This is a genomic window from Sphingomonas sp. AC449, from assembly GCF_979253475.1.
The window spans coordinates 228,960-255,343 of the sequence record NZ_CEEDCZ010000004.1 but is presented as its reverse complement, the minus strand read 5'-3'; the positions used below and the strand labels follow the sequence as shown (position 1 = coordinate 255,343).

31 protein-coding genes are annotated in these 26,384 nt (G+C 69.0%); 10 read left to right on the top strand and 21 right to left on the bottom strand.

Features of this window, described 5'->3' with window-relative positions:
- Window positions 1-17: 17 nt before the first annotated feature.
- From AC0CH3_RS09880 to AC0CH3_RS09845, 8 genes are read right to left on the bottom strand one after another with little or no spacing between them, the layout of a single operon-like run.
- Window positions 18-1,043 carry a protein-glutamate methylesterase/protein-glutamine glutaminase gene (locus AC0CH3_RS09880; protein ID WP_333995882.1) on the bottom strand — a complete coding sequence of 342 codons (1,026 nt, stop codon included), beginning with the start codon at window positions 1,041-1,043 and terminating at the stop codon, window positions 18-20.
- Window positions 1,040-1,951 carry a CheR family methyltransferase gene (locus AC0CH3_RS09875; protein ID WP_354303431.1) on the bottom strand — a complete coding sequence of 304 codons (912 nt, stop codon included), beginning with the start codon at window positions 1,949-1,951 and terminating at the stop codon, window positions 1,040-1,042. Before AC0CH3_RS09875 ends, AC0CH3_RS09880 begins: the two co-directional genes overlap by 4 nt.
- Entirely contained in the window at window positions 1,948-2,439 is a 492-nt protein-coding gene (locus AC0CH3_RS09870; RefSeq protein WP_056019728.1) for a chemotaxis protein CheW, read from the bottom strand. The genes AC0CH3_RS09875 and AC0CH3_RS09870 overlap by 4 nt, the downstream gene beginning before the upstream one ends.
- The gene (locus AC0CH3_RS09865; protein WP_465237813.1) at window positions 2,436-4,664 is read right to left on the bottom strand and encodes a chemotaxis protein CheW; all 2,229 of its coding nucleotides are present in this window, start codon (window positions 4,662-4,664) and stop codon (window positions 2,436-2,438) included. Before AC0CH3_RS09865 ends, AC0CH3_RS09870 begins: the two co-directional genes overlap by 4 nt.
- Window positions 4,661-5,026 (bottom strand): response regulator, encoded by a 366-nt coding sequence (locus AC0CH3_RS09860; RefSeq protein WP_056019734.1) that lies wholly within the window; start codon window positions 5,024-5,026, stop codon window positions 4,661-4,663. Before AC0CH3_RS09860 ends, AC0CH3_RS09865 begins: the two co-directional genes overlap by 4 nt.
- Window positions 5,023-5,406 carry a hypothetical protein gene (locus tag AC0CH3_RS09855; RefSeq protein ID WP_465237811.1) on the bottom strand — a complete coding sequence of 128 codons (384 nt, stop codon included), beginning with the start codon at window positions 5,404-5,406 and terminating at the stop codon, window positions 5,023-5,025. The genes AC0CH3_RS09860 and AC0CH3_RS09855 overlap by 4 nt, the downstream gene beginning before the upstream one ends.
- Window positions 5,387-6,610: a FliI/YscN family ATPase gene (locus AC0CH3_RS09850; RefSeq protein ID WP_465237818.1), complete on the bottom strand. Its 1,224-nt coding sequence runs from the start codon at window positions 6,608-6,610 to the stop codon at window positions 5,387-5,389. Before AC0CH3_RS09850 ends, AC0CH3_RS09855 begins: the two co-directional genes overlap by 20 nt.
- Before the next feature lie 28 nt (window positions 6,611-6,638).
- Complete coding sequence (locus AC0CH3_RS09845; RefSeq protein ID WP_056019814.1) at window positions 6,639-7,043, bottom strand: flagellar biosynthesis repressor FlbT; 405 nt, start codon at window positions 7,041-7,043, stop codon at window positions 6,639-6,641.
- Between the two features lie 190 nt (window positions 7,044-7,233).
- Between AC0CH3_RS09845 and AC0CH3_RS09840 the strand changes: the two genes are divergently transcribed.
- The 4 genes from AC0CH3_RS09840 to AC0CH3_RS09825 all read left to right on the top strand — a co-directional run bounded on the left by AC0CH3_RS09840 (window position 7,234) and on the right by AC0CH3_RS09825 (window position 12,747).
- On the top strand, window positions 7,234-8,532 hold the full coding sequence (locus AC0CH3_RS09840; protein ID WP_465237810.1) for a flagellar hook protein FlgE: 1,299 nt from the start codon (window positions 7,234-7,236) through the stop codon (window positions 8,530-8,532).
- A 28-nt stretch (window positions 8,533-8,560) separates the two neighbouring features.
- Window positions 8,561-10,687, top strand: a complete 2,127-nt coding sequence (locus tag AC0CH3_RS09835) for a FlgK family flagellar hook-associated protein (RefSeq protein ID WP_465237809.1) — start codon at window positions 8,561-8,563, stop codon at window positions 10,685-10,687.
- A gap of 17 nt (window positions 10,688-10,704) precedes the next feature.
- Window positions 10,705-11,613, top strand: a complete 909-nt coding sequence (locus AC0CH3_RS09830; protein WP_465237808.1) for a flagellin — start codon at window positions 10,705-10,707, stop codon at window positions 11,611-11,613.
- Window positions 11,614-11,748: 135 nt separating this feature from the next.
- The gene (locus AC0CH3_RS09825) at window positions 11,749-12,747 is read left to right on the top strand and encodes an adenosine kinase (RefSeq protein ID WP_354303427.1); all 999 of its coding nucleotides are present in this window, start codon (window positions 11,749-11,751) and stop codon (window positions 12,745-12,747) included.
- Between the two features lie 221 nt (window positions 12,748-12,968).
- On the opposite strand, the gene AC0CH3_RS09820 is transcribed toward AC0CH3_RS09825, so the two are convergent.
- The 8 genes from AC0CH3_RS09820 to hisB all read right to left on the bottom strand — a co-directional run bounded on the left by AC0CH3_RS09820 (window position 12,969) and on the right by hisB (window position 18,597).
- A complete protein-coding gene (locus AC0CH3_RS09820) occupies window positions 12,969-14,504 on the bottom strand; it encodes an amino acid permease (protein ID WP_354303425.1) in 1,536 nt (511 codons plus the stop codon).
- Between the two features lie 113 nt (window positions 14,505-14,617).
- Window positions 14,618-14,992, bottom strand: coding sequence for an HIT domain-containing protein (locus AC0CH3_RS09815; RefSeq protein WP_354303423.1), 375 nt, complete (start codon window positions 14,990-14,992; stop codon window positions 14,618-14,620).
- A 158-nt stretch (window positions 14,993-15,150) separates the two neighbouring features.
- Window positions 15,151-15,471, bottom strand: coding sequence for a phosphoribosyl-ATP diphosphatase (locus tag AC0CH3_RS09810; protein WP_031394257.1), 321 nt, complete (start codon window positions 15,469-15,471; stop codon window positions 15,151-15,153).
- 32 nt (window positions 15,472-15,503) lie between these two features.
- On the bottom strand, window positions 15,504-15,680 hold the full coding sequence (locus AC0CH3_RS09805) for a hypothetical protein (protein ID WP_183936834.1): 177 nt from the start codon (window positions 15,678-15,680) through the stop codon (window positions 15,504-15,506).
- 5 nt (window positions 15,681-15,685) lie between these two features.
- On the bottom strand, window positions 15,686-16,459 hold the full coding sequence (gene hisF / locus AC0CH3_RS09800) for an imidazole glycerol phosphate synthase subunit HisF (RefSeq protein WP_056408835.1): 774 nt from the start codon (window positions 16,457-16,459) through the stop codon (window positions 15,686-15,688).
- 217 nt (window positions 16,460-16,676) lie between these two features.
- Window positions 16,677-17,411, bottom strand: coding sequence for a 1-(5-phosphoribosyl)-5-[(5-phosphoribosylamino)methylideneamino]imidazole-4-carboxamide isomerase (gene hisA / locus AC0CH3_RS09795; protein WP_334002196.1), 735 nt, complete (start codon window positions 17,409-17,411; stop codon window positions 16,677-16,679).
- Window positions 17,408-18,013: an imidazole glycerol phosphate synthase subunit HisH gene (gene hisH / locus AC0CH3_RS09790; protein ID WP_056019838.1), complete on the bottom strand. Its 606-nt coding sequence runs from the start codon at window positions 18,011-18,013 to the stop codon at window positions 17,408-17,410. The genes hisA and hisH overlap by 4 nt, the downstream gene beginning before the upstream one ends.
- Window positions 18,010-18,597 (bottom strand): imidazoleglycerol-phosphate dehydratase HisB, encoded by a 588-nt coding sequence (gene hisB, locus AC0CH3_RS09785; RefSeq protein ID WP_354303419.1) that lies wholly within the window; start codon window positions 18,595-18,597, stop codon window positions 18,010-18,012. Before hisB ends, hisH begins: the two co-directional genes overlap by 4 nt.
- Window positions 18,598-18,668: 71 nt before the next feature.
- Between hisB and AC0CH3_RS09780 the strand changes: the two genes are divergently transcribed.
- The 5 genes from AC0CH3_RS09780 to gmk all read left to right on the top strand — a co-directional run bounded on the left by AC0CH3_RS09780 (window position 18,669) and on the right by gmk (window position 22,127).
- Window positions 18,669-19,154: an SspB family protein gene (locus AC0CH3_RS09780; RefSeq protein ID WP_055873918.1), complete on the top strand. Its 486-nt coding sequence runs from the start codon at window positions 18,669-18,671 to the stop codon at window positions 19,152-19,154.
- A 186-nt stretch (window positions 19,155-19,340) separates the two neighbouring features.
- Entirely contained in the window at window positions 19,341-20,729 is a 1,389-nt protein-coding gene (fumC, locus tag AC0CH3_RS09775) for a class II fumarate hydratase (RefSeq protein WP_354303417.1), read from the top strand.
- A 265-nt stretch (window positions 20,730-20,994) separates the two neighbouring features.
- The gene (locus tag AC0CH3_RS09770; RefSeq protein ID WP_056019850.1) at window positions 20,995-21,207 is read left to right on the top strand and encodes a hypothetical protein; all 213 of its coding nucleotides are present in this window, start codon (window positions 20,995-20,997) and stop codon (window positions 21,205-21,207) included.
- A complete protein-coding gene (locus AC0CH3_RS09765) occupies window positions 21,204-21,404 on the top strand; it encodes a hypothetical protein (protein WP_056019853.1) in 201 nt (66 codons plus the stop codon). Before AC0CH3_RS09770 ends, AC0CH3_RS09765 begins: the two co-directional genes overlap by 4 nt.
- 72 nt (window positions 21,405-21,476) lie before the next feature.
- Window positions 21,477-22,127 carry a guanylate kinase gene (gene gmk, locus AC0CH3_RS09760; protein ID WP_031394372.1) on the top strand — a complete coding sequence of 217 codons (651 nt, stop codon included), beginning with the start codon at window positions 21,477-21,479 and terminating at the stop codon, window positions 22,125-22,127.
- A gap of 76 nt (window positions 22,128-22,203) precedes the next feature.
- Here the strand turns inward: gmk and AC0CH3_RS09755 are convergent, their stop codons facing one another.
- The 3 genes from AC0CH3_RS09755 to AC0CH3_RS09745 are packed head-to-tail and all read right to left on the bottom strand — an operon-like array spanning window position 22,204 to window position 23,755.
- A complete protein-coding gene (locus AC0CH3_RS09755; RefSeq protein WP_354303413.1) occupies window positions 22,204-22,884 on the bottom strand; it encodes an ATP12 family chaperone protein in 681 nt (226 codons plus the stop codon).
- Window positions 22,881-23,099 carry a hypothetical protein gene (locus tag AC0CH3_RS09750; protein ID WP_354303411.1) on the bottom strand — a complete coding sequence of 73 codons (219 nt, stop codon included), beginning with the start codon at window positions 23,097-23,099 and terminating at the stop codon, window positions 22,881-22,883. Before AC0CH3_RS09750 ends, AC0CH3_RS09755 begins: the two co-directional genes overlap by 4 nt.
- Window positions 23,096-23,755 carry an HAD-IA family hydrolase gene (locus AC0CH3_RS09745; RefSeq protein WP_354303409.1) on the bottom strand — a complete coding sequence of 220 codons (660 nt, stop codon included), beginning with the start codon at window positions 23,753-23,755 and terminating at the stop codon, window positions 23,096-23,098. The genes AC0CH3_RS09750 and AC0CH3_RS09745 overlap by 4 nt, the downstream gene beginning before the upstream one ends.
- Window positions 23,756-23,868: 113 nt before the next feature.
- On the opposite strand from AC0CH3_RS09745, the gene AC0CH3_RS09740 reads away from it, so the two are divergent.
- On the top strand, window positions 23,869-24,366 hold the full coding sequence (locus AC0CH3_RS09740; protein ID WP_354303407.1) for a DUF1440 domain-containing protein: 498 nt from the start codon (window positions 23,869-23,871) through the stop codon (window positions 24,364-24,366).
- A 266-nt stretch (window positions 24,367-24,632) separates the two neighbouring features.
- On the opposite strand, the gene AC0CH3_RS09735 is transcribed toward AC0CH3_RS09740, so the two are convergent.
- Window positions 24,633-25,934: an RluA family pseudouridine synthase gene (locus AC0CH3_RS09735; RefSeq protein WP_354303405.1), complete on the bottom strand. Its 1,302-nt coding sequence runs from the start codon at window positions 25,932-25,934 to the stop codon at window positions 24,633-24,635.
- Window positions 25,931-26,305: a fluoride efflux transporter CrcB gene (crcB, locus tag AC0CH3_RS09730; RefSeq protein WP_354303403.1), complete on the bottom strand. Its 375-nt coding sequence runs from the start codon at window positions 26,303-26,305 to the stop codon at window positions 25,931-25,933. Before crcB ends, AC0CH3_RS09735 begins: the two co-directional genes overlap by 4 nt.
- Window positions 26,306-26,384 lie beyond the last annotated feature (79 nt).

Here is a 26,384-nt window from a genome sequence, read left to right as displayed (position 1 = left end):
CGTTCGTGGTCCCGTTTCTACTTGCCGCACGCCGCGAGGATCGCCTCGGGCAATGCGGTCAGACTGAGTTCGCGTTCCACCGCACCGCGGGCGACCGCCGCGCGTGGCATGCCATAGACGACGCAGCTGTCCTGCGACTGGCCGAAGGTCCGGGCGCCCGCATCGCGCATCGCCCGCAGTCCCTCCGCGCCATCCGCGCCCATGCCCGTCAGGATCACGCCGATCGCCCCCGGCGCGAGCCGCGCGACCGAGTGGAACAGCGTGTCGACCGCGGGGCGGTGGCCGCCGACGGGATCGCCCTTGACCAGCCTGATCGTCCGCGCCGTCGTGCCCGCAAGCTCCATGTGCATCTCGCTTCCAGGAGCAATATAGACGGTGCCGGGCACGATCGGGCGGCCGTGCGTCGCCTCGGTGACGGTCATCCGGCATTCGCGGTCGAGCCGTTCGGCAAAGCTGGCGGTGAAGGTGCCCGGCATGTGCTGGACGACGAGGATCGGCGGGCACGCGGCGGGCAACGCGCCGAGCAGCGAGAACAGCGCCTCGACGCCACCGGTCGATGCACCGATCGCGATCAGCGCATCGGCACGCGGCGTGGCGCTGACGGGCATCCGTGCGGGTCGCGCCGCGGTCCGCGCGCGCACCGACGACCGCCCCGCCGCCTTGACCGTGTCGCGGAGCAGCTGCGCGTTGCGCGCGAGATCGGCGGGGTCCCCGGTCGGCTTGGCGATACAGTCGACCGCGCCGAGCCGAAGCGCCTCGATCGTCGTCGCGGCCCCGCGCGCGGTCAGCGTCGAGCACATCACCACCGGCATCGGCCGCAGTCGCATGATCCGCTCGAGAAACGAGAGCCCGTCCATCCCCGGCATCTCGACGTCGAGCGTCAGGACGTCGGGTTCGAGATCCTTGATCATCGCACGCGCGCTGTTGGGTTCGGGCGCCATGCCGACGACCTCGATATCGGGATCGGCCGACAGGATCCGCGACAGCACGACGCGGATCGCGGCGCTGTCGTCGACGATCAGCGTTCGGACGCGCGCGGTCATGCCGTGCCTCCCTGCTTGACGTAGATCGTCTGCCCGCAGCTCTCCATCGTCCGCGTCGCGGGGCCGACCAGCCGCTCGGAATGGCCGATGTAGAGATGGCCGCCGGGCAACAGCATCTCGGCAAGCCGGTGCTCGAGCTCTGCCTTTGCCTGTTCGTCGAAATAGATCATCACGTTGCGACAGAAGATCGCATCGTAGCGCTGCCGCATCGGCCATGCCTCGAACAGGTTGAGCACGCGTGCGGTCACCATCTCGCGGGCTTCGGCGGCGATCTCGAACTCGCTGCCGGCGGGCCGCACCCAGGCCTTGCGATAGGCGGCGGGGATCGGCGCGACGACGCTTTCGGGATAGACGCCGCGCCGGACGCTCTCGACGACGTGCGGCGCGAGGTCGGTCGCGAGCAGCTTCACGTCCGCACCGCGCAGCCAGGCCGCGCTCGCGCGGTCAGTGCCGAGCAGGCACATCGCGATCGAATAGACCTCTTCGCCGCTCGAGCAGCCCGCGGACCAGATCCGGACCGGGCGCGTCCGTGCGGCGGCTTTGATCGCGGGCATCGCGACGCTGCGGAAATGCTCGAAATGGTGGTTCTCGCGGAAGAAATGCGTGTGGTTGGTCGTCAGCGCGACGACCATCGCGGCGCGCTCGGCGGGATCGCGTGCAACCAGCTGGACATAGTCGCGGAAGCTGTCGAGGCCGTGCATCCGCAGCCGCCGCGACAGCCGGCCATGCACCAGCGTCTTCTTGGCGATTACCAGATGGATCCGGGCATCGCTCTGCATGATCGCGGCGATCGCGGCGAATTCGGTATCGCCCAGTGGCGGCCCGCCGGGGAGCGCCTGATCCGCCGATCCCGCCCCGCCCGGTCCCACGCCGCCCGCGGCCGCGTCGATGGCCGCGGTCGCGGTCATGCGGCGATGTCCAGCTGGCGCGTCAGGCTGAGCGCGTCGAGATCGAGCAGCAGCACCATCAGGCTGTCGCTGCCATTGGTGCCGTCGGCAGTCCGCGTCTGCGTCTTGACCAGTCCGGCGATGACGCTGGGTTCGCCGATCTCGACATCGGGGGCAGGGCGGATGTCGCTGTCCTTGATCAGCACGATGTCGGCGACCTCGTCGACCAGGAACCCGGCCTGCTTGCCGGCGATGTTGACGACCAGGATGCACGAGCGCGCGTGGATCACGCTCGGCGACCAGCCAAGCCGCTCGGCGAGGCCGACGACGGGGACGACGGTACCGCGCAGGTTGGTGACGCCCTTGATGAAGGACGGCACGCCGGGAAGCGGGGTCGGCTCGTCCCATTCGCGGATCTCGATCAGCGATGCCATGTCGATGCCGAAGGTCTGCTCGCCGAGCGAGAAGGTGACGATCTTGCGTTCGCCGGGGGTGTCGATCGTGCTCATGCGGCCAGTCCTTTCGTGACATAGCGGTTGGGGGTCTGCGTGGCCGGGCCGACCAGCGCTTCGATATCGAGGATCAGCGCGATCGAGCCGTCGCCGAGGATGGTGGCGCCGCCCAGACCGCGGATCGGGTGGAGATTGCGGTCGAGGCTCTTGATCACGACCTCGCGGCGATCGTCGATCGTGTCGACCAGCAGCCCGACATGGCCCGCGGTCTCGGTCTCGACGATGATGACGAGCGACTCCTCCGGCCGGCGGGTATCGTTGTCGCCGAGCCCGAAGGTCCGCGTCAGGCGCCGCACGGGGACATAGTTGCCGCGCAGTTCGATGACCTCGCCGGTCGTCGTGGTCGGCTTGACCTGGCCGCGTTCGGGCTGGACCGTCTCGACCACGTTGGCGAGCGGCAGGACGAAGCGCTGCCCCGCGAGCCGGACGATCATCCCCTCGAGGATCGCCAGCGTCAGCGGCAGGATCATCGTGAAGGTCGTGCCCTTGCCGGGCGTCGAGCTGATCTCGACGCGGCCGCCGAGCGCCTCGACGTTCGACCGCACCACGTCCATCCCGACGCCGCGGCCGGAGATGTTCGAGATCGTGTCCGCGGTCGAGAAGCCGGGCGCGCAGATCAGCTGGTCGATCTCCTCGTCGGTCATCACCGCATCGGCGGCGACGACGCCCTTCTCGACCGCCTTGGCAAAGACGCGCGCGCGGTCGATGCCGCCGCCATCGTCGGCGACGCGAACAAGGATGCGCGCGCCGCGCTGTTCGGCGGACAGGCGGATCGTCCCCTCTGCGGGTTTGCCAGCGGCGAGGCGCACCGCGGCGCTCTCGATCCCGTGGTCGACCGCGTTGCGGATCATGTGCGTCAGCGGATCGCCGATCTTCTCGATCACGCCCTTGTCGATCTCGGTCGTCTCGCCCGTCGTCTCGAGCCTGATGTCCTTGCCCGTCTCGGCGGACAGGTCGCGGAGCATCCGGGGCACGCGGCTGAACGCCTGGCGGATCGGCTGCGCGCGCAGCGACATCACCGTGTCCTGGATCTCGCGCGTCAGCCGGCTGAGCTGCGGCAGCTCGACGCGTTCCTGGTCCTTGGGGCTCAGCCGGTCCGCGAGGATCGAGCCGCGGATGACGAGTTCGCCGACGAGGTTGAGCAGCATGTCGAGCTTGACGAGCTCGACGCGGATGCTCTGCTGCGGGGGTTCGGCGACGCGCGCGGGTTCCGGCCTGTCCTCGACCGCGCGCACGGGTGCCGGCTTTTCGGGTGGCGGCGGCGCGGCGATGACCGGCGCTGCCACGACCGCAGGGGCGACGACGTCGGCCGCGGCTGGCGCCGGCGGGGCGACGGTCCCGGTCGGTGCCGGACGTGCCGCATATTCGGGCGTGACCTCGACGATCGAGCCCGGTGCGACGAAGTCGAACGAGTCGAGGATCGCCTCCTCGGCGACATGGCCGGGGATACGGATCGTCCAGCCGAAATAGCTGTGTTCGGGATCGAGATCGCGCAGCGGCGGGAGCGCGTCGAGATCGACCGCCTCGACCACGCCCTCGAGCAGTTCGAGCTCGCGGACGATCAGCAGCGGTTCGCTGCCATTGGCGAGCGCGGCGTCGGACGGCACGAAGCGGACGTTCCAGGCGATCGGTCCGCTTGCGGCAGGCTCGGCAAGCGCGTCGTCGAACGGGTCGTGCGCGATGGGTTCGAACCCGAACGGATCGAGCGGTTCGAGCGCGACCGTCACGGGTTCGAACCCGAACGGATCGACGTCTCCCCCCGCCGTCGGTGCGGCGCTCATTGGGGTGATCGTCGGTGCGGGCGTCGGGGTGGGCGCAGCAGCGTGATCGGGGGCGCCACCCTGCGCGAGGATCGCGTCGAGCGCCTCGAGCACCACGGCGTCGTGCGGCAGCCCGGCAAGCCCCTGCGCGAATGCGACATGATCCGACAGCACGTCGAACGCCTGCAGCATCACGCGCGTCACCCCGGGCGACGGCGCGATCCGGCCCGCGCGCACCTCGTCGAGCACGTTTTCGAAACAGTGCGAGAAGGCGGTCAGCGCGGCATGGCCGAACGCGCCCGCGCCCCCCTTGATCGAATGGACCGCGCGGAACACCGACGCGATCGTCGGCGCCGACACGTCGCCGGCATCCATCGCCGACAGGCCGGCTTCGGCGGCGGCGAGGCCCTCGGCGCATTCCTCGAAGAAGATCGCCTGGATATCGTCGAGTTCGTCGCTCATGGGCACACCCGGCGGATCGCGGTGCCGAGCTTGGCGGCGTCGAACGGCTTGGTGATCCACCCGGTCGCACCCGCCTGGCGCGCCCGCGCCTTCTTGTCCTCGGAGAATTCGGTCGACAGCACGAGGATCGGCACGCCGCGGAATTCGGGTTTCGCGCGCACCGCCTCGATCAGTTCGAAGCCGTCCATCTCGGGCATGTTGATATCGGTGATCAACAGGTCGGGCCGGACCTCGTCCATCCGCGCGAGCCCGTGACGCCCGTCATTGGCCGCCTCGATGCTGTAGCCCTGCGCGGTCAACGACACCTTCAGCAGCATTCGCATGCTGGCCGAATCGTCGACGGTAAGGATCGTCTTGCTCACAGTGTTGCGTCCTTCTCGATAAGGCCGATCGCGCCGGCCAGCCGACAGCGGGTGACGCGGTCGACAAAGGCGGGGCTGGGATCAACGATGGCATAGGGCTGGTGCCGCGCGACCGCCTCGCGGCGCGCGGCGACCAGGATCTGCAGCGCGGCCTGGCCGATGCTGTCGACCGCGTCGGCGCGCACCTCGATCCCGCCGTCGAGGTCCGCGGCGAGCACGAGCCGGACGCGCAGATCCTCCGCGGCGACCGTGCCGCAATGCGCGGGCAGATGCACCGCGCGATCGACGAGCGAGTCGAGCGGGGGCGGCGGCGGGGACGACAGCGGCGGCAAAGGCACCGGATCGGTAACGGCCACGGGCTCAGGCGGGGATGGGGTCATTTTTGGCCTCTTCGAGAGCGGTCTCGAGTTGCTGGAAGGTCGGCGCCTTGGCCGACGGGGTCATGCGGCGGCCGATCTCGACCGCGATCCGCAGCGTCTCGTCGGCGGGCGCGTGGCAGTGCGGCAGCGTGCGCGAGACCGATTTGAGGATGTCGATCGCCGGATAGCGGCCCCGCTCGGCGATCCGGCGCGTGATGACGACATGGCCGTCGAGGATGCCGCGGACCGCGTCGGCGACGGGTTCGTTGTGGTCGTCGCCATCGACGAGCACGGTGAACACCCCCGTGATCGATCCCTGGCCACGGTCGCCGGGCCCCGCGCGTTCGAGCAGCCGGGGAAGCTCGGCAAACACCGATGGCGTATAGCCCTTGGTCGCTGGCGGCTCGCCGCTCGCCAGCCCGATCTCGCGCTGCGCCATCGCGAAGCGCGTCACCGAATCCATCAGGCAGAGCACTTTGAGCCCCTGGTCGCGGAAATGTTCGGCGATCGCCAGCGTCGTCCATGCCGCCTGGCGGCGCATCAGCGCGGGCTCGTCCGACGTCGCGACGACGACGACGCTGCGCGCGAGCCCTGCCGCGCCGAGATCGTCCTCGACGAATTCCTGCACCTCGCGGCCGCGCTCGCCGATCAGCCCGATCACCGCCACGTCGCAATCGGTCCAGCGCGCGAGCATCGACAGCAGCACCGACTTGCCCACGCCCGACCCGGCGAACAGCCCGAGCCGCTGACCGTCACAAAGCGGCACGAACAGGTCGAGGGCGCGCACGCCCGTCTCGAGCTTGTCCCCGACGCGCGCGCGGCTCGCCGCGGCGGGCGGTGCGGCGCGGACCGCGCGCGGCGTCATGCCCTGCGGCAGCGCGCCGAGCCCGTCGACGGGACGGCCGAGCCCATCGACCATCCGTCCGAGCCAGCTGTGCTCCGGGTACAGCGCGACCTGTCCCGCGGCGAGGAACGCGCGGGTCCCGGTCGCGAGTCCCTGCGGATCGCTGAATGGCAGGCAATGCGCGATCCCGGAATCGAGCGCGGTCACCTCGGCGTCGAGCATGCCCGTCGGTAGCGCCATGCTCAGCCGCGCGCCGATGCTTGCCGCACCCCCCAGTCCCGCGACCTCGATCAGCGTCCCGCGGACCGAGGTGACGATGCCGTAATGCCGTTCGAGCGGCACGTCGCGCAGCGCGGCGCGTGCGATCGCGAGCGGATGCACCGACGGATGCCCCCGTGGATTCAGCGCGTCATGCCGCGACATTCTGCAACCGTCCCAGCGCCTCCGCCTCGTACGCGATCAGCGAACGGCAGGCGGCCAGTGCGCGGTAATATTCGCCGGTCGCGATCAGATGCGCGAACTGCGTGCAGGCGAGCTTGGCGGGTTCGGTCTCGAACGCGTCGAGCAGCTCGGACAGGCGCGCGACGACGTCGTCGTGATGTGCGACCCGGTGGCGGTCGTCGATATACGCCATCATGCATGCCAGGTAGAGCCGTCGCGCGGGGCTGTTCGCCTCGCCGGGGGTCATGATCTCGCGGCCGCGCAGGATCGCTGCGGGGTTCTCGATGATCAGGTCGCACCGGCGGCCCGCACGCAGCACCGCCCCGTTCACCACCATCTGTTCGCCGTCACGCAACGTGATCCGCAACGTCATCGCATTCGCTCCCGTGTTCGATAGGATGCGTTATAGGATGCATTGCGTCCGCGCGGTCGCGACCGGCAGTTTTTGCCGCCCCGGATCGGCGCGAGAAATCGGTGCGTCGCCAGACCGATAGGCCGCGCACCCTCCTATAACGATGCAAATGGAGTGCCGGTGCGCTCCGATCGTCCGGGAGATACCCACCGTGAGTCTGTATTCCGCCCTGTTTGCCGGCGTGTCCGGTCTGTCCGCCGAGTCGAGCGCGATGGCGTCGGTCGCCGACAATATCACCAACATCAACACGGTCGGATACAAGGCGGTCGACAGCCAGTTCAGCACGCTCGTCGGCGACGGTCGCGCGGGCAGTGTCTATGCCGCGGGGGGCGTCGCGGCCCAGCCCAAGACGCTGATCTCCAAACAGGGCCTGCTCCAGGCATCGTCGAGCTCGACCGATCTCGGGATCGACGGACCGGGCTTCTTCGTCACGCGCACCGGCGCCGGCCCCGCCAGCGGCGTCGCATTGACGCGCGCGGGCTCGTTCTCGCCCGACAAGGACGGGTTCCTCAAGAACACCGCGGGTCTGTACCTGCAGGGCTGGCGGCTCGACGCGGCGGGTGGCTATGTGAATACCGGCAATGTCGGTTCGCTCGAGCCGATCCGCGTCAGCGACCTGACCGGATCCGCCGCCGCGACCAGCCGGCTTCAGATCCGCGCCAATTTCCAGTCCACGACCGCGGCACAGCCCGGCTATGCGTCGGGCGACATCGCCGCGGGAACCGCGACCGCCGACTTCAACCGCTCGTTCGACGTCTATGATCAGCAGGGCAACGCGCACCGGCTGACGCTGGGCGTGGTCAAGACCGGGTCGAACACCTGGGCTGGCGAGATCTATGCGGTCCCCGCAAGCGACGTCGGCGCGGCCAACGGGCTGCTCCGCGGGGGCACGATCAGCTTCAATCCCGATGGCAGCCTCGACATGGCGGGCAGCGACGCGGCGTTCTTCACGCCGTTGCAGCCGGCATGGACCAATGGTGCGGGCGCGCAGCCGATCGCGCTCGAATTCGGGTCGGACGGCGGCCTTGCCGGCTTCACGCAATTCTCGAGCGCGTCGTCGGTCATCACCTCGTCGGTCGATGGCGGGACGCTCGGCAATGTCTCGTCGATCAGCGTGTCGCGCACGGGGCGGGTCAGCGCGCTGTTCGAGGACGGTACCAGCCGTGCGATCTTCCAGCTGCCGATCGCGACCGTCCCCAACCCCGACGGCCTCAGCCGCGCGACGGGCAATGCGTACTCGATCTCGGACGAATCGGGCGCGTTTGCGATCAACCCGCCGGGGTCGCTCGGTGCGGGATCGATCGACTCGTTCAAGCTCGAGGCCTCGACCTCGGATCTGGCACTGGAGTTCACCAACATGATCCGCTTCCAGCGTGCGTACAGCGCATCGTCGAAGATCATCACGACGGTCGACGACATGCTCCAGGAAGTCAGCAACCTGAAGCGATGACCGCGCGCGGGGATAAGGGGAGGGCGTCGTGTCGCTGAGCGAGATCCTGTCGTCGGCGCTGTCCGGGCTGGGCGCGTCGCAGGCGGGCATCCGCACCGTCTCGAACAACATCGCGAACGTGAACACGCCGGGGTACGCGCGCGAGACCGTCGCGTTGCAGACCGGGATCACGTCCGGCCGGGTCAGCGGCGTGGTCGTCGGCGAGCCCGGGCGCGTCGCGGACAAGTTCCTCGAGGCGACGGTCTACACGCGCGGCGGGGACGCCGGGCGCGCGGCGGTCGAGGCTGGCTATCTCGACCGGCTGCAGGCGCTGCTCGGCGCGACCGGATCGGAGACGGCGCTGCCTGCGCGGCTCGACGCGATCACCACGTCGGCGATCGCGATGACGGGCGCAAGCGGGGGCGCGGCGATCGCCGGTCCCTTTGTCGGCGCGGTCGAGGACGCGATCGGATCGATGCGGCAGCTCGGTAGCGACGTCGACCAGCTGCGCGGCGATATCGAGGGCGAGGTCGGCGACACGGTCGGCCGGATCAACCTGCTGCTGCAATCGATCGACACGCTCAACGCCTCCGTCTCGCGGCTGCAGGGGCTCGGGCGGAACTCGGCGGGGCCGGCCGACCAGCGTACGAGCGCACTCGAGGAACTGAGCGGGCTGATCGGCATCACCGCGCGCGAACAGGCAAACGGGCGCGTCACGATCGAAACGGCGACCGGGCTGCCACTGCTCGACCAGCGGCTGCGGCAATTATCCTATCCGACGAGCGGCACGGGTATCGCGCAGCCGCATTATCCGGGAATCGAGCTGCGGTTCGCGGATCATGACGGGACGATCGGCGCGACGACCGGGACGACGCTCGACACGCCCGCGACGGGCGGCAAGCTCGGTGGGCTGCTCGATCTGCGCGACCGGCAGCTGCCCGCGTTCAGCGGCAGGATCGACACGCTGTTCGCCGGGCTGGCGCAGACCGTCAACGCCGCCGCGAACAGCGGCACCGCGGTGCCCGCGCCCGCGTCGCTTGCAGGCCGCGCGACCGCGCTGTCGGGCAGCGATCGTGCGGGCTTCACCGGCGCCGCGCTGGTCGCGGTCACGCGCGCGGACGGGACGATGCTTGCGAGCACCACGCTCGATTTCGACGCGCTCGGCGCGGGCGCGACGCTCGACGACGCGGTCGCCGCAATCAATGCCGGGCTGGGCGGCGCGGCGACCGCGCGCTTTGCCCGCGGCGTCCTGACGATCGACGCGACCGCGCCGGGGACCGGCATCGCGGTGGCGCAGGATCCTGCAAGACCGAGCGCGCGCGGCGGCGTGGGGCTGTCGCAGTATTTCGGGCTCAACGACCTCATCCGCAGCGACGCGGCCACGCTGACGCCATCAGGATTTACCAGTGCGGATCCGCATGGCTTTGCCGCGGGCGAGACGGTCGATCTCGCGTTGCGCGATTCGGCCGGGCGGATCGTGGTGCGGTACAGCCTGATCGATGCGGCGGGGCCGACCTATGGCGATCTCGTCACCGATCTCAACGCAGGCCCGCTTGGCCATTATGGACGGTTCACGCTCGACGATGTCGGCCGGCTGCGGTTCGCCGCCAGCACGACCGCGGCGGGCGCGACGCTGTCGGTGGCGTCGGACGATACCGACCGCGCCGGGACCGGGCGGTCCTTCTCGTCGATCGTCGGCCTCGGCAGTGTGGGCGCGGGGGCAAGCACGGGATCGGGCACGGGCGCGGCGCTGGCCGGGGCAGGCGTGCGCCGGGACATCATGGCCAACCCCGCGCGGTTGCCGCTCGCCCGGCTCGAGCCCACCGCGATCGGGCAGAAGGCGCTGGGACCGAGCGATCGCCGCGGCGCGACCGCGATGGTCGACGCGCTCGCAGCCGCGGTCGATCTCGGCGATGCGGGCGCGATGACGATCACGCGCTTTTCGGCGGTCGTGCTGGGCGATGCCGGATCGGCCGCCGCGCGTGCCGCCGACCGCGCCGACCAGATGACGGCGCGGCGCGACGACGCGATCAACCGGCGCGATACCGTGTCGGGGGTCAATATCGACGAGGAGCTCGGCCAGATGGTCGTGCTGCAGAACAGCTATGCCGCCGCGGCGCGCGTGATGACGACCGCGAGCGCGATGTACGACACCCTGCTCGAGATGATCCGCTAGACCAAGGACGACGACCGATGACGCGCATAGCCACGATCCCGCTGCAGCGAACCCTGTCGGGGGCGGTCCAGCAGGCGCAGCGGCGTCTTGCCGATACGCAGCTGCAGCTGAACAGCGGCAAGAAGGCGAAGGACCTCGCGGCGCTTGGCGGCGCGGCGGTCCGGACGCTGTCGGCGCGCACCGCGCTCGCCACCCAGGCGGCGCAGAGTGCCGCGACCAGTCGCCTCGGCACCACGCTGTCGCTGTACGAGGTCAACATCACCGCGATCGATACGGTGGCGAGCGATCTCAAGACGCAGCTGATGGCCGCGGTCGGCACCGGTTCGACCGCGACGCTGCCCGGGTCGATCGACAGCGCCTTCTCGCAGATCCGCAGCGCGCTGAACGCGACCGACGGATTCGAGCCGCTGTTCGGCGGGGCGCAGGGTGACGAGGTCCCGTTCAAGCCCGCGACGCTCGCCGATACGGTCGGCGTCACCCCGGAATCGGCGTTCGGCAATGACGATGTCCGCGCGGCCGCGCCGGTCGGCGGCGGTGCCACGCTCACCTACGGGATCACCGCGCGCGATCTCGGCAGCGGTCTGCTCGCCGCGTTCCAGACGCTCGCCGCGGCGGGCCCGATCGGTGACACGCCGACCGCGGCGCAGCGCGACGCGCTGAACAGCGCGATCGGGCAGATCGACGCCGCGCTGCCGCAGGTGCGCGGACTGAATGCCTCGAACGGGTTGCGCCAGACGCAGATGGCGACGCTCGCATCGCGCGCCGACGACCGCGCCGCGCTGCTCCAGAAGCTCGTGTCCGACAACGAGGATGCCGATTACGGCGAGATCTCGATGGCGCTGACGCAGCAGAAGACGATGCTCGAGGCGAGCTATGCGGTGTTCGGCCAGGTCTCCAGCCTCAGCCTCGTCAACCATCTGCGCTGACCGGGGCGGACCCGGCGCCCGATCCGGGATCGCGCCCGCAATGCTCGCCAGCGACGTGCGGGGTGGCGCCAAGGTTGCACGCATGTCCGGCGCGATTTACGGCGACGTTTTCCCGTTCGGTCCGGAGACTGTATCTTGAGCACGCCTACCTATGACGTCGTCGCGATCGGCAATGCCATCGTCGACATTCTGAGCACCGCCGACGACGCGTTCATCGCCGAGATCGGTGTCGCCAAGGGGTCGATGCAGCTGATGTTCTCGTCGGAAGAGGCCGATGCGCTCTACGCCAAGATGGGCCCCGGGCTCGAGGTTTCGGGGGGGTCGGCCGCCAACACCGTCGCCGGAGTCGCCGCGCTCGGCGGCAAGTGCGGCTTCATCGGCCAGGTCGCCGACGACCAGCTCGGCCAGGTCTTCGCGCATGACGTCCGCAGCATCGGCATCGAGTTCGCGACGCCGGTCCGCGCCGGCGACCCGACCACCGGCCGCTGCCTGATCTTCGTGACGCCCGATGGCCAGCGGACGATGAACACCTTCCTTGGCGCAGGCCAGTATCTGCCCGCCGCGGCGATCGACACCGCGATGATCGCCGACAGCGCGATCCTGTATCTCGAGGGCTATCTCTGGGATCCCGAAGAGCCGCGCGCCGCGATGCGCGCCGCGATCGATTGCGCACGTGGCGCCGGCCGCAAGGTCGCCTTCACGCTCAGCGACGTGTTCTGCATCTCGCGCCACGGCGGCGATTTCCGCACATTGCTCAGCGACGGGCTGATCGACATCCTGTTCGCCAACGAGAGCGAACTCGCGGCTCTCGCCGAGACCGAGGATTTCGACGCCGCGGTCGTGAAGATCTCGGCGCAGGTCCCGACGCTGGTCGTCACGCGGGGCGAGCATGGCGCGTGCGCGATCCAGAACGGCACGCGCGCCGAGGTGACGGCCGAGCCGATCGCCAAGGTCGTCGACACGACCGGCGCGGGCGACCTGTTCGCGGCGGGCTTCCTCCACGGCCAGGCGCAGGGCCATGACCTCCACGCCTCGCTGAAGCTCGGTGCGGTCTGCGCGGCCGAGATCATCAGCCATGTCGGCGCCCGCCCGATGGTCGACCTGAAGGCGCTGGCTGCCAAGCATATCGCCTAAGTCCGCGGGACCAATCCTCCCCCGCAAGGGGGAGGTGGCGCCGAAGGCGACGGAGGGGGCGGCAGGCGATCCCTCAAGTTCCGTATCCTCCCCCTCCGACCGGCAAGTGCCGGCCACCTCCCCCTGGCGGGGGAGGATCAGGGCGCTGCCATCTGACAGCGGGCCACGCACAAAAAAAGGGCCGCGGGAGCTTCCTCCCGCGGCCCTTTTTGCGTCCCGTCTCAGTGGCTGCCCGGGGGCGCCATGTCGATCGGCTCGCCGCCATCGGCCATGCCGCGCCCCAGATAGCTCTTGCGGTAGCCATAGCAGAAATAGATCACGAGGCCGACCGCGCCCCAGATCGGCAGCACCGCCATCGCCTCGTAGGGAAGCGAGAAGTACAGCCCGATGCAGCCGACGATCGTCAGCGGCGCGACGATCCAGGCCGCTGGCGTGCGGAACGGACGATGCCGGTTCGGCTCGCGCTTGCGCAGGATCAGCAGCGCGATCGCGACCATCATGAATGCGTAGAGCGTCCCTGCGTTGGCGATGTCCGCGAGCTGCCCGACCGGCAGGAACGCGGCGGCGAACGCGACGAACACGCCGGTGATCGCGGTGACGATATGCGGCGTCTTCCACTTGGGATGCACGCGGCTGAGCACTTCGGGCAACAGGCCGTCGCGGCTCATCACGAAGAAGATGCGCGTCTGGCCGAACATCAGGATCAGGATGACCGATGGCAGCGCGAGACCGGCGGCATAGCCCATCCAGTTGCCGACATTGGCATAGCCGACCTGACGCAGGACATGCGCCAGCGCCTCGTTCGAGCAGACCAGCGCCTGCGCATTGGCGGGGATCAGGCAGGCGCGCGCGAGTTCGGCCGACCCGGTGGTGAACGGCACGCCGTCGGCCCCGAACAGCGGCTGCCCGCCGATCGTGCCGATCGCGCCCGCTGCGACCAGCATGTAGAACACGGTGCAGATGCCGAGCGAGGCGATCAGCCCGATCGGCACGTTGCGCTGCGGATCTTTGGTCTCCTCGGCCGCGGTCGAGACCGCGTCGAAGCCGACATAGGCGAAGAAGATCGTCGCCGCCGCGCCGACCACGCCCAGCCCGTTGCTGCCGAGGATGCCGGTGGGGAGGAACGGCTCGAAATTGCTGCCATGCGTCTTGGGCAGCGTCAGCGCGACGAACGCGGTCAGCGCGACGACCTTGATCGTCACCAGCACCGCATTGACGCGCGCGCTCTCGGTCGTGCCGATCATTAGCAGCCAGGTGATCAGCAGCGAGATGACGACCGCGGGCAGGTTGATCAATCCGCCGGGCATGTACGGCCCGTGCGACAGCCAGGTCGGGAGTGTTATCCCGAACGTCTCGTGCAAGATCGAGCCCGCGAAATAGCCGGACCAGCCGACCGACACCGCGCTCGCGGCCACCGCATATTCGAGGATCAGCGCCCAGCCGACCGTCCAGGCGAGCAGCTCGCCCATGACCGAATAGGTGTAGGTATAGGCGGAGCCCGCAACCGGGGCCATCGCCGCGATCTCGGCATAGCAGAGCGCGGCGACGACGCAGACCGCGCCGGCGACGACGAAGCTCAGGATCATGCCCGGCCCGGCCTTCTGCGCGGCGGCGGAGGTCAGCACGAAGATGCCCGTGCCGATCACGCAACCGATGCCGAGCATGGTAAGCTGGAACGCGCCTAGCGATCGGTGGAGCGACTTCTTCTCCGCCGTCGCCAGGATGGCGTCCAGTGACTTAACGCGACCAAAAATCAATTCGGTTCCCCCCGGGGATTGCGAGGGCCGGTCCACTGGCCCCCTTGCTCAAGCCGGGAAGCCTAATGGCAATTTTATTACGTGCAATGCTTTAGTGGCGGAAAGCCGCGCTATCAGGCCAGCATCGCGCCGAGTGGACGTCCGCCAAAGATATGAACGTGCAGATGCGGCACTTCCTGGTGCCCGTGCTGGCCGATATTGGCGAGCAGGCGATAGCCCGGCTCGACCAGCCCCGCGGCGCGCGCGACCGTCCCGACCGCGCGGATGAACCCGGCGATCTCCGCATCGCCCGCGCGCGCGGAGAAATCGTCCCACGAGACATAGGCGCCCCTGGGGATCACCAGCAGATGCGTCGGCGCCTGCGGGTTGATGTCGTGGAACGCGATCGCGAACGCGTCGTCATAGACACGGTTCGACGGGATCTCGCCGCGCAGGATCTTCGCGAAGATGTTCTGGTCGTCATAGGGCTGGGTGGCGTCGATCGGCATGGGGCTTGCTCCTTGGCACACTGGCCCCGCCTATACCGTTCGTCCCGAGTAGCCGTCGAGCCTGTCGAGACGGCGTATCGAGGGACGGCGTCCGGGGCATGTCCGTCGATACGGGCTCTCGGCTTCGCTCGATCCCTACTCGGGACGAACGGAGCAGATCACCCCGTCCGCGCAGCCTTCTCGACCAGGCCGCCGACCCCTTCGCGCCGCTCCAGCTCCGCCCGCACGTCGTCGAGGCTCAGCCCGGCATCCGCGAGCAGCACCGCGAGATGGAACATCAGGTCGGCGGCCTCGGGGACGATGCTCGCCTCGTCGCCCGAACACGCTGCGATCACTGTCTCGACCGCTTCCTCGCCGAGCTTCTGCGCGATCTTGGGGCGGCCGCGCGCGAACAGGCTGGCGGTGTAGGAGGTGTCGGCGGGCGAATCGCGGCGGGCGCGGATGGTCGCCTCCAGGCGGTCGAAAACGGGGTCTGCCATGTCGCGCGTGCTGACGCAGGCGCGGGGGCGGGTCAATCCTTTGCGCGCGGCGGCCGCTTCAGGAATCGCTTGCGCAGCGCGCGGCGGACCAGCCAGACGCCGATCGCGGCGACCGCGAACAGCGCGATGTCCGACGTCTCGGGGCCGGTGCGCGGATGCACCACGCCGCTATGCCCCGACTGCACCGCGACCAGCGGCAGCGTCGCCATACCGGTCAGGCCGACCGCAAGGGGGTCCGCACTGGGATCCCCGCAGCCGCCAACGCGGCGTGCGCGTCGCCGATCGACGCCTGGCCGAAGTGGAAGATCGATGCGGCGAGGACGGCGCTGGCATGGCCGTCGCGGATGCCGGCGACCAGATCGTCGAGCCCGCCGACCCCGCCGCTTGCGACCACCGGCACCGCGACGCGGTCGGCGATCGCGCGGATCAGGTCGAGGTCATAGCCGCTGCGCGTGCCGTCGCGGTCCATCGAGGTGACGAGCAATTCGCCCGCGCCGAGCTCGGCGAGCCTCACCGCATGCGCGATCGCGTCGATCCCGGTCGCGCGCCGGCCGCCATGCGTGAACACTTCCCAACCTTCGCCCGAGCGTCGCGCGTCGACGCTGGCGACGCAGCACTGGCTACCGAAGCGCTCGGCGATGTCGGCGACGAGCTCGGGGCGCTCGACCGCCGCGGAATTGACCGCGACCTTGTCCGCGCCCGCCAGCAACAGCGCGCGCGCATCGTCCGCGGTGCGCACGCCGCCGCCGACGGTCAACGGCATGAAGCACACCGCCGCCGTCCGCCGCACGACGTCGAGGATCGTCCCGCGGCCTTCGTGGCTCGCGCCGATATCGAGGAAACACAATTCGTCCGCCCCAGCGGCGTCATAGGCGCGCGCCTGCTCGACCGGATCGCCGGCGTCGCGCAGCTCGACGAAGTTCACGCCCTTCACGACGCGGCCATCGGCGACGTCGAGACACGGGATGACTCGGGCGCGGACGGTCATGCGCTTGCCCGAAGAATTTGGTCACGCGGAGACGCGGAGACGCGGAGACGCGGCGGAGCCGCTAAGAGTGATTCACGCGAAGGCGCAAAGGCGCGAAGAGGGAGAAAGGCAGAGCAGGACTTCTGCTTACCCTTCGCGCCTTCGCGCCTTCGCGTGAACCCATATCTGCCTGCGGCGCCAAAAAGCTCTCCGCGCCTCCGCGTCTCCGCGTGAACCCTCATGCGGCCTTCGCCACGCTCAAAGCCGCCGCGAGATCGAGCCGCCCGTCGTACAGCGCCCGCCCGGTAATCACGCCCTCGACACCATCTCGCACGTGCAGCGCCAGCACATGGATCTCGGCAATCCCCTTGACCCCCCCGCTAGCGATCACTGGAATGTCGACCGAGCGCGCGAGGTCGACGGTCGCCTCGACGTTGCAGCCCTTGAGCATCCCGTCGCGCCCCACATCGGTGAACAGCAACGACGCCACGCCCGCATCCTCGAACCGCCGCGCGAGATCGACCGCGCTCGTGGTCGAGACGTCGGCCCAGCCCTTGGTCGCGACCATGCCGTCCTTCGCATCGACCGCGACGACGATGCCGCCAGGGAAATCCTTCGCCACGCCGCGCACGAAGTCGGGATCCTCGAGCGCGGCGGTGCCGATCACGACTCGTGACACGCCCAGGTCGAACCAGCCCTCGACATTGGCGCGCGTACGAATCCCGCCGCCGAGCTGCACATGCCCCGGAAACTGCGCGACGATCGCACGCACCGCGTCGCCATTGACCGAGGCGCCGGCAAACGCACCGTCCAGATCGACGACGTGCAGATGCTCGGCACCTGCATCGGCAAACAGCATCGCCTGCGCGGCGGGATCGTCGCCATAGACGGTCGCGCGGTCCATATCTCCCTCGGCGAGGCGGACGACCTGCCCCGCCTTGAGGTCGATCGCGGGGAAAACGATAAGGCTCACGGCCGCCACTCCAGGAAACGTTCGAGCAAGGCCAGGCCGTAGCGCTGGCTCTTCTCAGGATGAAATTGCACACCGATCATCGTGTCGCGCCCGATCGCCGCGGTGACGGGGCCGGCGTGATCGGTGGTCGCAAGCACGTCGGCGCCTTCAAACGCGAAGCTGTGCAGGAAATAGGCCTCGCCCGGCGCGATCAGCGGATGCGCGGTGGCCGGGACCACGTCGTTCCAGCCCATATGCGGCACCTTCGCGTCCATTGTCCCCGGCTCGAGCCGTCGCACGCGCCCGGCGACCCAGCCGAGCCCGGCATGCGTCCCCATCTCTTCGCCTGCCTCGGCCATCAACTGCATGCCGACGCAGATGCCGAGGAACGGCGCGCCCTCGTCGCGCACGCGCCGGTTCAGCGCCTCGACCATCCCCGGCACCGCGCGCAACGCCGCCGCGCACGCGCCATAAGCGCCGACGCCGGGCAGCACGATCCGATCGGCCTTAGCGACGACATCGGCGTCGGCCGTGACGATCAGGTCGCTACAGCCCGCGGTGCGCAGCGCGTTCTCGACCGAATGCAGGTTCCCCGCGCCGTAATCGATCAGCGCGAGCGTCACAGCATCCCCTTGGTCGACGGAATCGCGTCGGCCTTGCGCGGGTCGATCTCGATCGCGGTGCGCAGCGCGCGCGCGACGCCCTTGAACGCCGCCTCGGCGATGTGGTGGTTGTTGGTGCCGTACAGCGTCTCGACGTGCAGCGTGATACCCGCGGCCTGCGCGAAGCTGTGGAAGAAATGCTCGAACATCTCGGTGTCCATCGTGCCGAGCCGCGTCTGCGAGAACAGGTCCTTCCACACGAGCCAGGGCCGCCCCGAAATATCGAGCGCGACGCGGGTCAGCGTCTCGTCCATCGGCGACAGCGCATCGCCGTACCGCGCGATGCCGCGCTTGTCGCCGAGCGCCTGCGCGAACGCCTGGCCGATCGCGATGCCGGTATCCTCGACGGTGTGATGCTCGTCGATGTGCAGGTCGCCCTTGGTGCGGACTTGAAGGTCGATCAGCGAATGGCGCGAGAGCTGTTCGAGCATGTGATCGAAGAAACCGACGCCGGTCTCGACGTCGTAAACGCCGGTCCCGTCGAGGTTTATGGTGACGTCGATCGCCGTCTCGGCGGTGGAGCGGGAAATCGTGGCGGTGCGCATTCCGACTCCCATAACGGACCGTACGGCGCATGCAATCTTGACCGCCATCCGAATACCGCTACCCAGAGGGAATGAGTGATGGACTGCCCGATAGCCTGATTCCGTACGACGAGATCGTGCAAGAAGCCCTGCGTGCCGTCGTCGGCCGCGTGCTTGGCTCCGTGTCGGAGGCCGGCGGGCTTCCCGGCGAGCATCATTTCTACATCACCTTCAAGACGCAGGCGCCCGGCGTCGACATCCCCAAGCGGCTGATCGAGCGTTTCCCGGACGAGATGACGATCGTGATGCAGAACCGCTATTGGGACCTCGTCGTCGACGATACGCGCTTCTCGATCGGGCTGAGCTTCAACCAGGTCCCGTCGAAGCTGGTAATCCCCTATTCGGCGATCACCGCGTTCCAGGATCCCGCGGTCAGCTTCGAACTGCGTTTCCAGGCGCAGGAGGGCGCCGACGAGGCGCTCGGCGAGCATGACGAGCCCGAGAATGACGGCCCCACCGCGGTGCCGATCGAAGACGGCTCGAACGTCGTCGCCGTGGATTTCAAGCGGAAGAAGTGACACTTTCTCCCTCTCCCCCCGGGGGAGAGGGAAGGGGCCCGCCGCGCTTGCGGTGGGAAGGGTGAGGGGCATGAGGCTCCGTGCCCCTTCGACAAATCCCCTCTCCCTTCCGTCGCCTGCGGCTCCTCCCTCCCTCTCCCCGAAGGGGCGAGGGATCCAGCGCACGCCCCGGAAGGTTCTCTCCCCATGACCACCCGCACAGAAACCGACTCGATCGGCCCGATCGAGGTTCCCGCCGACGCCTATTGGGGCGCGCAGACCGAGCGATCGGTCGAGAATTTCCCCTTTGGCACCCGCGAACGCATGCCGATCGAGATCGTCCACGCGCTGGCCCTCGTCAAACAGGCCGCCGCGCGCGTGAACCGGTCACACGGCCTCGACGCCAGCATTGCCGACGCAATCGATTCCGCCGCGCAGGAAGTCATCGACGGCAGACTCGACGACCAGTTCCCGCTCGTCATCTGGCAGACCGGCAGCGGCACGCAGTCGAACATGAACGTCAACGAGGTCATTGCCGGCCGCGCCAACGAGATGCTGACCGGCACGCGCGGCGGCAAGTCGCCCGTCCACCCCAACGACCATGTCAACATGAGCCAGTCGTCGAACGACAGCTTCCCGACCGCGCTCCACATCGCCGCCTCGCTCGCCGCGACGCGCCGGCTCTTCCCCGCGCTCGACCGGCTGCGGACCGCGCTGCAGGCCAAGGCGGATGCGTGGACCGACATCGTCAAGATCGGCCGCACGCACCTGCAGGACGCGACGCCGCTGACGCTCGGGCAGGAATTCGGCGCCTATGCCAATCAGGTCTATCGCTGCGGCCGCCGGATCGAGCCGGGCGTCACCAACGGGACCAACCGGCTCGCGCAGGGCGGCACCGCGGTCGGCACCGGGCTCAATGCGCCCAGGGGGTTCGCGGAGGATTTCTGCAAGGCGGTCTCCGAGCTGACCGGCCATCCGTTCATCCCCGCGGAGAACAGCTTCGAGGCGCTCGCGTCGAACGATCCGCTCGTCCATCTGTCGGGCACGCTCAACACGCTCGCGGTCGCGCTGACCAAGATCGCCAACGATATCCGCCTGTTGGGCTCCGGCCCGCGCTGCGGATTTGGCGAGATCGACCTGCCCGCGAACGAGCCCGGCAGCTCGATCATGCCCGGCAAGGTCAACCCCACGCAGTGCGAGATGCTGACGATGGTCGCAGGCCAGGTGATGGGCAACCATGTCGCGGTGACGGTTGGCGGGATGCAGGGGCATCTCGAACTGAACGTGTTCAAGCCGCTGATCGGCGCGAACGTGCTCCGCTCGATCGACCTGCTCGCGACCGCGATGGAGGGCTTTGCGGAGCGCTGCGTCGACGGGATCGAGCCCAATCGCGACCGCATCGCCGACCTGCTCGACCGCTCGCTGATGCTGGTGACCGCGTTGGCGCCCGAGATCGGCTACGACGCCGCCGCGAAGATCGCCAAGCACGCGCATGCTGATGGGCTGACGCTGAAGGAGGCGGGCCTCGCGCTCGGCCTAGTCGATGCGGAGACGTTCGACCGGGTGGTGCGGCCCGAATCGATGCTCGGCCGCTGAACCTTTCCCCGTCATCCTGACGAGAGTCAGACCCAGAGCCAAACGCGTTGCGCGTCGTAACTCTGGACCCTGGATCAAGTCCAGGATGACGGGTGGTGTGTACGTCCTCCCCACCGTCATCCTGACGAAAGTCAGGATCCAGGATTATTCAGCGAGACGATCGTGGCTCTGGGGCCTGACGTTCGTCAGGATGACGGATGGTGGTGGGGCCGGGAACCCAAACGTCCCTCGCGCGCTAACCCGCCACACGCGAAGGAGAAATTACGTGGGCGCAACGACCATAGGCGCGCTGATCGGCGCAGGCATCGACTCGCTCAGCGGCGACGACGGCAATGCGGACGGCGCGATCATCGGTGCGATCACCGCCAACGTACTCAAGATCGTCGTGCCGCTGGCCGTGACCTACGCGATCGGCTGGGCAGTGCTGCGCGGTGCAGCGGAACTCAAGGATCAGGTTTTCGGAGAGGTTAAGTCATGATCGGACGTATCATCAGTGCATTGGTTGGCCGCGAAATGGGTCGTCGTGACGGTTCGGGTGGCGCATCGGGCGCGGTCAAGGGCGTGGTCGCAATGGGGCTGATGCGCCGCATGGGGCCGCTCGGCATGATCCTCGGCGGCGGCTATGCGGCCAAGAAGGCGTATGACCGCAACAAGGCGCGCAAGTCGGGCTACTGATCCGCCGTCCGAATGACACAAGCGGGCCGCGCATGGGTTGACGCCCATGCGCAGTCCGCGGCAAGGGCGCGCATGCCCCACACACTTCCGTCCGACCCGCATGGTTTTCGTCGCCGCGGAGTCCTGTTCGTCCTGTCCTCGCCGTCGGGCGCCGGCAAGTCGACGATCGCGCGCCGATTGCTTGCGGACGAGCACGAGCTGGAAATGTCGGTCTCGGTGACGACCCGCGCGATGCGCCCGGGCGAAGTCGACGGCAAGGACTATCATTTTACCGATCTCGAGGGCTTTCGCGACATGGTCGCGAAGGACGAATTCCTCGAATGGGCGCATGTCTTCAACCACCGCTACGGCACGCCGCGCGCGCAGGTCGAGGAGATGCTGGCGGCCGGCAAGGACGTGCTGTTCGACATCGACTGGCAGGGCGCGCAGCAGCTGTTCCAGATCGCCGGCGGCGACGTCGTCCGCGTCTTCATCTTCCCGCCCTCGATGGAAGAACTCCACCGCCGCCTCACCAGCCGCGGCACCGACTCGACCGAAGTGATCGACGCGCGCATGTCGCGCGCCGCGAACGAGGTCAGCCACTGGGACGGCTATGATTACGTCCTGGTCAACGACGACGTCGATAGCTGCATCCGCGGCGTGAAGACGATCCTCGCCGCCGAACGCCTCAAGCGCTCGCGCCAGACCGGCCTGATCGGCTTCATCCGCCGCCTGACCCGCTGACCCCGTCATCCTGACGAAAGTCAGGATCCAGAGCCAAACGCGTCAGCGTCCACGGCTCTGGCAGGATGACGAAAGGCTAGAGCATCCCCAGGAACGCCACGCCGCGCGCGAACTCCTGGCGTTTGAGTTCGCGCAGCTCGGCGGCCTGCCAGTCCTCGCCCCACATCTCGATCGACCAGTCCTCGTCGATCCCCGCCGCCGCCCAGGCCGCATCCGCGTCGAGTCGGCCCTCGATCAGCGCCAGCCCGATCACCAGCGATCCCGTCAGCGTCACCACCGGCGACAGCCCCGCGAGCCGGAAATCGTCATACGCCGCGACCGCCTCGTGCAGCCGCGCGATCGTCGCGTCGGGTTGCGCAACGTGCATCACCCCCGCGGTCACCGCGAACGTCACGTCGTACCGGCCGCGCGCCCAGTCGAGCAGCGGGTCCCACGCCGCCGCCTGCCGCTCGACGAGCAACGGCGGCCCCTCGGCGCGGTAGCAGAGCAGGTCGCTCTCGCCATACGCCGCCAGCCGCGCGGCAAATTGCGTCGGGTTGTTCGCGATCGGATCGGTCGCCGCATTGGCGAGCCCCGTCAGCGGCATCGTCCGCGGATCGATCGTCTCGCCGACGGCACGCCACTCCGCCGCGACCGCCTCGGCCAGCGCCGCGGTCGGCAGCGCCAGTGGCCGCCGCCCGGGCGTCCGCACCGGCTTGCCGTCGAGCGTCACCACCCGGTCGGCATCGATCGCAACGTCTTTCCAGAACCGCTTCATTGGGGTGGACTCCGCCAGCGATGCGCGAGGCTGCGCGGCACGGTCGCGATCATCGCCATCGCCGACAGCACGATCGCCGTCCCGAGGATCTTCGGCCCCATATCATGCGCGCGCGCGATCAGGATGAGGCCGAGCAATGCGCCTGCGACCCCCGCCAACCGCACGACGACCAGCACGAGCCAGCGCCGCTGCGCGAGTTTTTCGGCGTCGGTCATGGCCGCGCGACCATGTGCAGCAGCTGCGGTACTGCGGTCGCGACGACGTCCGCCCCCGCATCCGACAGCTCGTGGACCGCGTGATAGCCCCAGGCGACGCCGACCGCGCGCACCCGCGCCGCGCGCGCCATCGCCATGTCGAAGCTCGTATCGCCGATCATCGCGGTCGTCGCCGCGGTCGCGCCCGCTTCGGCGATCGCCGCGAACAGCATCGCCGGATCGGGTTTCGACGGGTGACGATCGGCGGTCTGCAACGTCACGAACCGGTCGGTGATCCCGTGCGCGGCAAGGATATGCGCGAGCCCGCGGTCCGACTTGCCCGTCGCGACGCCGAGCATCCAGCCATCGTCGGCGAGTGTCGTCAGGACCTCGGCGATGCCGTCGAACAGCGGCTCGTCGGCCAATTCGCCGCTCGCGCGCATCGCATGGAATGCGGCCTTGTAGTCGGCGGCGAGCGACCGGTGCAGCGCGTCGTCGGCCTGAGGCAGCAGCACCTGCATCGCCTCGACGAGGCTGAGCCCGACGATCCGGCGGATCTCGCCACGCGGCGGCGGGACGAGCCCGGCCTTCTCGAACGCACGCTCGCACGCGACGCAGATATTCGCTTGGCTGTCGACGAGCGTGCCGTCGCAATCGAACACGGCAAAGCGGATCATGAGAGTTTCCAACGCATTCCTGCCTCGTAGATCAGCTGGGCGGACGAGGGAACGCCAAACCGGAACGCGGCTCGTCCTCGACGGTTCGTGTCGCAGACTTCAGGAGATCCACGATGGCGCACGCACCGACCGACACTGCCCCGAACATCTGGGCCGCCGCTGCGGCAGGGCTGGTCGCGGGGCTTGCCGCGTCGTTCGTGATGGATCGTTTCCAGGCGGGGGTCGCCGCGCTGTCGTCGTCGGACAGCGACGCGGAACCCGCGACCGAAAAGGCGGCGGACAAGCTGTCGCAAGCGGTGGTGGGTCACGATGTCCCCGACGATCGCAAGCCGCTCGCCGGGCAGGCGGTGCATTACGCGCTCGGGGCAGGGCTGGGGGTCGTCTACGCGGTCGCGGCCGAATACCGCCCGACGGTGACGGCGGGGTACGGCACCGCGTTCGCGCTGGCGAACACCGCGCTGCTCGACGAGGCGGCAGTGCCTGCGGTGGGTCTGGGTGAGGCCCCCTGGAAGACCGCGCCGTCGACGCATCTGTACAGTGTCACGTCGCATATGGTGTTCGGGACGGTGACCGAAGGCGTGCGGCGGCTGCTGCGCGGGTGGATGCGGTAAGCCAACCCGCGCCTCATCGTGTTCCCCCGCGAAGGCGGGGGCCCAGGAATCCAGCAGAGCCGACGATCGCGGCCCCTGGACCCCCGCCTCCGCGGGGGAACAAGTAGAATGTGGCATCCCCAACCCACACCACCCCGGCGAAGGCCGGGGCCCAGGTGGGGGACATTGGTGACGAAGGACTGCCCTCGATTACGCCCACCTCTCCAACTGGACCCCGGCCTCCGCCGGGGTGGTGTGAGTGGAGCGGGGCAAGTTTCCTCGCTAGATCACCGCGAACCAGGTCCCGTACGAGGCCCACTCGGCTTCCCCCCCGGACGACCCCGCCCGCCAGGCTTGGCGCCTTCGACCCGCGGCCCGCTCCGCGGCGCGCCGAACTTCGAGCCCGCACCCGTCCGCGTGCCACCCGTCTTCGGCCCCGCGGGCTTCCCACCTGGTGCCTTGACGTCCTCCACAACACCGCGGCCGCGCCGCTCGCCACGCCGTTCCTTGCGCACCGACTTCGCATGCGCCCGCGCGCGCGACTTGATCTCCTCGCGCGACGGCGGCGTCTTCTCATCGAGCACGAGCGCGTCGCCGAGCTTCTCGTCGAAGCCCAGCTGTTTCAGGCTTTCCGCGAAATGCGTCGGCAGGTCGGCGGTCACGTCGATCGACCCGCCATCGGGATGATCCACCCTGATGCGTCGCGCATGCAGATGCATCTTGCGCGAGATCCCGCCGGTCAGGAACGCCGCCGCGCCGCCATATTTCCCGTCGCCGACGATCGGATGCCCGATCGCCGCCATGTGCACGCGCAGCTGGTGCGTGCGCCCCGTGAACGGCTGCAGCTCGACCCACGCCGCACGGTTGCCCGCACGCTCGATCACGCGGTAGCGCGTCCGCGCAGGCGCGCCCTCGGCCTCGTCGACGTGCATCTTCTCGCCGCCCGTGCCGGGCTGCTTGCCGATCGGCAGCTCGATCATGCCGTCCTCGATCGACGGCACGTCGACCACCAGCGCCCAATACACCTTCCGCGCGGTCCGCCCTGAAAACGCCTTGGCGAAGAACGCCGCCGCGCGTGACGTCCGCGCGACGAGCAGCGCGCCCGACGTATCCTTGTCGAGCCGGTGGACCAGCTTGGGCCGGCCCTCGTTATCGTACTGGAGCCCGTCGAGCAGCCCGTCGACATGCTGCGTTGTCTTGGTGCCGCCCTGAGTCGCGAGCCCCGGCGGCTTGTTGAGCACGAACGCCTGGAAATCCTTGTGGATCACCATGCTCTGCGCGAGCTCGGTCTCTTCGTCCGACAGGATGACGCGTTCGCGGACGCGCCGGGGTTTGTCCACATCGGCCGCAGCCTTGTCGGCCTCGGGCGGGGGCACGCGGAGCATCTGCCCCGCCGCGATCCGGTCGCCCGGCGTCGCGCGCGCGCCATCGACGCGCAGCTGCCCGGTGCGTGCCCACATCGCCACCGTCGTGAAGCTCGTCTCGGGCAGATGCCGCTTGAACCACCGGTCGAGCCGGATGCCGTCATCGTCGAACCCGACATTGTATTCGCGGAAATTCGTATCGCTATCGTTTTTGCCCGCGGTCATGCGACGGCCCTTACTGCGGAGAGACCCGCGAACAACGCGGCGATCGAACCGATCACCGACACCAGGATATAGCCGAGCGCGAGGCCCGGCGCGCCACGCTCGGCCATCGTGACGACGTCGAGCGAGAAGGAGGAAAAGGTCGTGAACCCGCCGAGCACGCCGACGCCGATCAGCAGCCGCCAGCCCTCGGGCGCCGCATTGCGCGCGAGCACACCGACGAGCACGCCCATCAGCAGACCGCCGACGAGGTTCACCGCCAGCGTGCCGAACGGATAGCCCGCGCCGAGCAGCCCGGTCATCGCGCGACCCGTCAGATAGCGCGCGCCGGATCCGACCGCACCACCGACCATGACGTAAAGAAGGGGAGACATGCCCGCGCCCTAGCGCGAATCGCACAAAACGGAAAGCAGCGTTGGCGGGGCGCGCGCGGCACGGCCTGACGACGTGTCA

Bases quoted from the DNA above. Each gene is read 5' to 3' on its own strand.
- AC0CH3_RS09745 (WP_354303409.1), bottom strand. From the start codon at position 23,755: ATGATCCGCTTTGCCGTGTTCGATTGCGACGGCACGCTCGTCGACAGC.
- AC0CH3_RS09755 (WP_354303413.1), bottom strand. From the start codon at position 22,884: ATGAAGCGGTTCTGGAAAGACGTTGCGATCGATGCCGACCGGGTGGTG.
- AC0CH3_RS09855 (WP_465237811.1), bottom strand. From the start codon at position 5,406: ATGACCCCATCCCCGCCTGAGCCCGTGGCCGTTACCGATCCGGTGCCT.
- hisF (WP_056408835.1), bottom strand. From the start codon at position 16,459: ATGACCGTCCGCGCCCGAGTCATCCCGTGTCTCGACGTCGCCGATGGC.
- AC0CH3_RS09765 (WP_056019853.1), top strand. From the start codon at position 21,204: ATGATCGGACGTATCATCAGTGCATTGGTTGGCCGCGAAATGGGTCGT.
- hisB (WP_354303419.1), bottom strand. From the start codon at position 18,597: ATGCGCACCGCCACGATTTCCCGCTCCACCGCCGAGACGGCGATCGAC.
- AC0CH3_RS09815 (WP_354303423.1), bottom strand. From the start codon at position 14,992: ATGCCGATCGACGCCACCCAGCCCTATGACGACCAGAACATCTTCGCG.
- AC0CH3_RS09805 (WP_183936834.1), bottom strand. From the start codon at position 15,680: ATGGCGACGCTGCCGCTGGTCGCGGTGCAGTCGGGGCATAGCGGCGTG.
- AC0CH3_RS09875 (WP_354303431.1), bottom strand. From the start codon at position 1,951: ATGACCGCGACCGCGGCCATCGACGCGGCCGCGGGCGGCGTGGGACCG.
- AC0CH3_RS09780 (WP_055873918.1), top strand. From the start codon at position 18,669: ATGAGTGATGGACTGCCCGATAGCCTGATTCCGTACGACGAGATCGTG.
- AC0CH3_RS09735 (WP_354303405.1), bottom strand. From the start codon at position 25,934: ATGACCGCGGGCAAAAACGATAGCGATACGAATTTCCGCGAATACAAT.
- AC0CH3_RS09880 (WP_333995882.1), bottom strand. From the start codon at position 1,043: ATGACCGCGCGCGTCCGAACGCTGATCGTCGACGACAGCGCCGCGATC.
- gmk (WP_031394372.1), top strand. From the start codon at position 21,477: ATGCCCCACACACTTCCGTCCGACCCGCATGGTTTTCGTCGCCGCGGA.
- AC0CH3_RS09810 (WP_031394257.1), bottom strand. From the start codon at position 15,471: ATGGCAGACCCCGTTTTCGACCGCCTGGAGGCGACCATCCGCGCCCGC.
- AC0CH3_RS09830 (WP_465237808.1), top strand. From the start codon at position 10,705: ATGACGCGCATAGCCACGATCCCGCTGCAGCGAACCCTGTCGGGGGCG.
- AC0CH3_RS09870 (WP_056019728.1), bottom strand. From the start codon at position 2,439: ATGAGCACGATCGACACCCCCGGCGAACGCAAGATCGTCACCTTCTCG.
- AC0CH3_RS09750 (WP_354303411.1), bottom strand. From the start codon at position 23,099: ATGACCGACGCCGAAAAACTCGCGCAGCGGCGCTGGCTCGTGCTGGTC.
- AC0CH3_RS09845 (WP_056019814.1), bottom strand. From the start codon at position 7,043: ATGACGTTGCGGATCACGTTGCGTGACGGCGAACAGATGGTGGTGAAC.
- fumC (WP_354303417.1), top strand. From the start codon at position 19,341: ATGACCACCCGCACAGAAACCGACTCGATCGGCCCGATCGAGGTTCCC.
- AC0CH3_RS09740 (WP_354303407.1), top strand. From the start codon at position 23,869: ATGGCGCACGCACCGACCGACACTGCCCCGAACATCTGGGCCGCCGCT.
- AC0CH3_RS09865 (WP_465237813.1), bottom strand. From the start codon at position 4,664: ATGAGCGACGAACTCGACGATATCCAGGCGATCTTCTTCGAGGAATGC.
- crcB (WP_354303403.1), bottom strand. From the start codon at position 26,305: ATGTCTCCCCTTCTTTACGTCATGGTCGGTGGTGCGGTCGGATCCGGC.